This window comes from Pseudoalteromonas sp. GutCa3 (genome assembly GCF_002836155.1).
In the GTDB taxonomy this organism is placed as follows: Bacteria; Pseudomonadota; Gammaproteobacteria; order Enterobacterales; family Alteromonadaceae; genus Pseudoalteromonas; species Pseudoalteromonas arctica.
On sequence record NZ_PJBK01000045.1, the window covers coordinates 1 to 5,245 of the forward strand.

At 33.9% G+C, this 5,245-nt stretch carries 4 protein-coding genes; 2 read left to right on the forward strand and 2 right to left on the reverse strand.

Annotated features, from left to right (window positions below; all coding sequences use genetic code 11):
- Nucleotides 1–122 precede the first annotated feature (122 nt).
- Nucleotides 123–1,577 (forward strand): sensor histidine kinase, encoded by a 1,455-nt coding sequence (locus tag CXF64_RS08475; RefSeq protein ID WP_101216805.1) that lies wholly within the window; start codon nt 123–125, stop codon nt 1,575–1,577.
- Nucleotides 1,574–2,023, forward strand: coding sequence for a response regulator (locus CXF64_RS08480; protein WP_101216806.1), 450 nt, complete (start codon nt 1,574–1,576; stop codon nt 2,021–2,023). Before CXF64_RS08475 ends, CXF64_RS08480 begins: the two co-directional genes overlap by 4 nt.
- Nucleotides 2,024–2,175: 152 nt before the next feature.
- On the opposite strand, the gene CXF64_RS08485 is transcribed toward CXF64_RS08480, so the two are convergent.
- Both CXF64_RS08485 and CXF64_RS08490 read right to left on the reverse strand, forming a co-directional pair.
- Complete coding sequence (locus CXF64_RS08485; protein ID WP_101216807.1) at nt 2,176–3,894, reverse strand: two-component system response regulator; 1,719 nt, start codon at nt 3,892–3,894, stop codon at nt 2,176–2,178.
- A 58-nt stretch (nt 3,895–3,952) separates the two neighbouring features.
- Nucleotides 3,953–5,146, reverse strand: coding sequence for a sensor histidine kinase (locus CXF64_RS08490; RefSeq protein ID WP_101216808.1), 1,194 nt, complete (start codon nt 5,144–5,146; stop codon nt 3,953–3,955).
- Nucleotides 5,147–5,245 lie beyond the last annotated feature (99 nt).

Here is a 5,245-nt window from a genome sequence, read left to right on the forward strand (position 1 = left end):
TTGTTATTTATAGAGCATCTAGTAAAAAAGATAAAATCTGCTATACCTAAGGTTATAAATACTATACTTAATATAGTGTTACGCAAAAACTATTGGGTTAGTAGCTAAAATAGGTGTCGTATATGAATATCTCCAGAAAATTGATGCTTATTGTGATTTTAACTGCAGCAGAGGTAAGCATTACTGTTTATTCAGCTTTTGAAATCGCTAAAGGGGCTAAGTTTCACCAACTTAATTTTCTTCACTTAAAATATACACATCAACTTACCAAGTCAGTTAAAAAAATAGAAAACAATATCCCCATAGATATAAATACCATTGAGTCAGATATATTGTTAATTAGGCAGCAACCGATTGAATGTATTGAAGAAATAAACCCATTAAATTATGCTGTTATGAAATTTATTAACACAGAGCAAACTTTAACAATTTGTGAAAACGATATAGAAATTGCGGATAAAGCACTATTGTCAGTTATTCAATATAAGAAAGGTGAACTCAGCAGAGATGATTTTTTATTAAACCTTAATGTTGCACTTGATAGCTTTAACAAACACTCTGAGATGTTTGAAGAACCAATTAGAAAAACAGTATCGTTTATACTAATGACATTAATTCCACTTGTTATAATCATATCTTTTTTTAATATTCTTTTTATAAGTTATCTTTCTCGCACAATATCGAGCTCTATTCGAAATCTAACTCTACTTTTATCAAGTAAGCCCGAAAGCAATATTAATCTAGACGATGAACTTGATATAAAAACGTCGGGTGAATTAAAAGCACTCGTTATCGCGGCCAGACAGCGAATTAAAAATGATCTTTTAAATATTGAAAACAGTATTGAACTCAAAGAAATTATTAACAGCCAAACAGCTTCCCTGCAGCAAGCAAATGATGAGCTTGCCCAGTTTGCTTATCGAGCTTCTCATGACCTGAAATCACCGCTGTCAGGGGCTAAATCCCTAGCGCATTTTGTTATTGAAGATATAAAAGCGGGAGACACAGAGGAGGCAAGCCGAAATGCACTGGTTATTTATCAACAAATGGAAAAGTTAGAAACACTTGTTGTTGATATTTTATTGTTAGCGAAAGCTGAAATTGGCAATGAAGATAGAGATGTAATTGACTTTAATCAGTTAATTATTGATATGAAAGAACGGCTGTCTTGGCTCATGAAAGATAATCCTTGTACGCTCGAAACAACAATCAATCTATCAGTACCTATCAGGTCTGAAAAAGCACGTTTTGCACAAATCATTGAAAATTTAATATCAAACGGGTTGAAGTATTACGACAGAAATAAAGACTCGCCTTATGTCCGCTGTGATATTTTCAATGAGCAAGAGACGTTTTTTATTACTGTTACAGATAACGGAATGGGAATACCACAAAAGCATCAAGGTGAAGTGTTTGATATGTTTAAGCGATTCCATGCACAGACGAGCACAGGCTCTGGTTTAGGGATGGCGTTGGTTAAAAAACACATTGAGTACTTAAGCGGAGAAATATCACTGCAAAGCTCTGATGAAGGTACAACGTTTAAAATAATAATACCAATGGATAAGCTAACATGACAAAAATTAAACCTCCTATATTAATTGTCGATGACAATGAAGTTGATCGGTACATTCTTAAAAGATTAATAAAAGAAGCTAAATTAGAACTTACAATTTTTGAAAAAAAAGATGGTCAGGAAGCATTAGAATTTCTCGAGAACTATGAAGCTAACAGAAAGGAGTACCCAGACGGATTTCCTCCTATACTCATATTTTTAGACATCAATATGCCAAGAGTCAATGGTATTCAGTTTTTAGAAGCGTTTTCTAAACTGAGGAAGATGATAGAAATCAGCTCTTGTGTGGTTATGATGTTTAGCTCATCAGAAAGAGAAGAAGAAAAAAAGATTATAATGTCACACGATTTTGTTAAAGGTTACCTTGTAAAAGGAAGCTTTCAGGCAGCAGAGTTAAAAGAAAAAGTATTGGCTGTCATCGGTCAGCATTTGGAAAAACACAGCTGATTTGCATGTGTTCTAAGTTTTAACCCACTAGGCTGTGCCAATTGGAGAACCTTTAGTTTGAGTGTGTGGCACAAACCAAAGGTTTTAGCTTAAGTTTACACAGATGTTTGATTTAAGCTTCAATTTTACAAAGGCTCAAAATAACCTATTTATTAAAGGCTTATTTTCTTACTATAGTCATCGAGCAGCAAATTAATTTCGTTTACAGGCATAGGCTTTGAAAAGAGAAAACCTTGCAAGTAGTCTATATTTAATTTTTTACACAGCTGATGCTGGGTTTCAGTTTCGATTCCTTCAGCTACCACAGAAAAATCTAGTTTCTTCAGCATTAAAGATAAGCTCTCGATTATTTTTAATCGCTTATTATTTTCTCCACTTAACGATTGCATGCTTTTGTCTAATTTTACTATATCAATAGGGTAGGAAATAAGGTGAGATATGGATGAGTAACCCATACCAAAATCGTCCAAAGCAATTCTAAACCCTTTGTTAGACAAAGAGGTTAATATCTCAATCACTTCTTTACTGTTTTCCATAAAAGCTGTTTCTGTTATTTCCAGAATAATACTACTGGTTTTTAAATTGTATTTTTCGACTGTCTCTAATAGATACGTTTGTAAAACTTCTCTTTGCAACTGTATCGGTGAAATATTAATAGATAGAGTTAACGGCGTTTGATAGTCTTTCTGCCACAAAGATAACTGCTTTAAAGCGCTCGCAATTATCCATTTTCCAAGGGGGGCTATTAATCGGCACTCTTCAGCAATAGGAATAAACTCATCGGGGGTATAATTAACGGTTGTATCTGGCCAACGGATCAGGGCTTCGACACCTGTCATTATTTGTGTTTTTGAACAGTAAACAGGTTGATAAAATAGCCTAAAGTTTTTTTCCTCTATGTGCTCTTTTATACTATTTTGAATATCTACCCGACGACTAAACTCATATTGATATTGCTCTTTGTAAAAGCTTATTCTACTTTTACCACTTTGCTTTGAGCGATACATTGCAATGTCAGCACATTTTAGCAGTTCATGAGATTCAGTAGCATCATTTGGGTATAAGGCACTTCCTATACTAACACTGCAATTTAAAGTTCTGCCTTCATGCAAAAAGGGTTTAGAAACTTCAGCTAATATTCTATTTGCTATCATACCTATTTGATTAATATTGCAAATTCCACCTATTATAACTGCAAATTCATCGCCTCCTAAGCGTGCAAATCCTTCATTTTGCCTCAGGCAACTATGAATCCTTTCTACTGTTTGTATTAAAATTTTGTCGCCGACACTATGCCCAAGCGTATCATTAATATTTTTGAAGTTATCTAAATCTAAAGCAAGTAACGCCACGCAGTTTTTAGCACGTTTATTGTTAGCTATCATTACTTTTAGTATTTCTTCAAAATGATATCGATTAGACAAACCAGTAAGTTGATCCCTTTCTGCCATATGCTTTACAGCAAGATAACTGTTGTGCATACGTTGTTCTGCCTCGAAGCGTTTTTTAGCATATATAAGCGCTTTATTTAAACTATCCCTCGTTATATCACCTTTTGGTAAAAAGTCTTGAGCGCCGGCTTCTATACACTCAATAGCCAAAGCTGAGTTCTCTGAGGAGCTAATCATGATAATTGCGGTGTTACCGAGTTTAGGCTTTGCACGCATTTCAATTAGCATTTCAATGCCATCTTCTTTAGGCATATTATAATCGAGTAGTATTATATCAAAGTGCGTGTCTTCAATGGCTTTCAAGCCCTCGGATACGCACGTTACTTCGGTAATGTCATGATGATGAGAGTCATCAGAAATAAGCATTTTTTTAATTAATTTGCGATCAACTAAGTCATCATCAACAATTAAAATATTCATACGTTCCTTCTAAGAGCAGCATCAACATGATGCTCGTTTATAATTGATAATTTCATAGTTAAAATTTTGGCCAATAAATAGTGAATGTACTGCCAAGCTTTCCATCGGAGGCTACTTCAATTTTTCCGCTGTAATTAATAATGAGCTTATTGGCAATGCAGAGTCCAATGCCGCTACCTTCAACGTCATCTCGAGATTGTAATGTTTGAAATAACTTAAATATGAGTGAAAAATATTTAGGGTCAATTCCAGGGCCATTATCTTTTATTTCAATAATGTAATATTGATTAGAGCGGATAAGTGAAATGTCGATAACCGGGTGCTCTTTATTGTTATGCTTTATTGCATTACTAATAAGATTTTGAAAAACAGTTTTAAAAGGGATTAGCGGTATATCGAGTACTTCGTTGTTGGCATGTATATCAACAGTGACAGTCTGTGGAACTTCTAAAATTTGTTCTACATCTTGGTAAATACTTTCTAAAGATATGTTTGCACGCGTTGAATCACAGCTATTTATTCTCGAGTAGCTTAGTAAATCCTCTAGTAGTACTTGCATTCTATTAGCCCGGCTGAGCACAAGCTGAAAGTTTTCTAGGTGCTCTTGAGGGAGTAAATCTTTACAGTCATCATAAATCCACTCTAATAAACGCTTTATAGCATTTAATGGTGACTTTAGATCGTGAGAAGCAATACTGGTAAATTCATCAAGTTCATCACTCACTTTTTGTAATTTTTTGAGTAGGCGATCTTTTTCAATTTCGTCTTCTTTGTTTTGCTCAAAAATTGTTGAGTGAAACTTAGAACTGTTTATTTTTTCTAATTGTTTTTTACGTTGGATTAACTGGTTTACAAAGTTTTTTTGTAAACTATTTAAGATTGATTGCTCTTTTTCTGTAAGTAGTGAATCACTTGCTCGGTCAAATATAAACCATCCAAACTTAAGGCCTGAGGGCAAAATGATAGGCGATATAACTCTGAATATTTTAGGGTTAGACTCGATAATCGATTCACTAAAAATGTCATTAGATAGTTGTTCTTTTGCTACTGTTATTTTTGAACCGAATTTATATAGCTCAATGATACGTTGAGGCCGGTTAGCAACAATAGAGAGTGCGCTAGTATCAAAAATGTTTAAAACAAGCTCAGCAATGCTTTCTAAGCTAGCTTGAATGTCATTATCAAGAGAGGTAGTTAATTGCTGCACATCTATTAATGATACACCTTCTATATAACTCTCTACATTGGGCATTCAAACTCCTACAACAGTATTAAATAAATATGCCTCATTAAAATGAGATGCAACAAATGATTAACTTATTGTAGTTGATTATTTTGAATGTGTTGAATT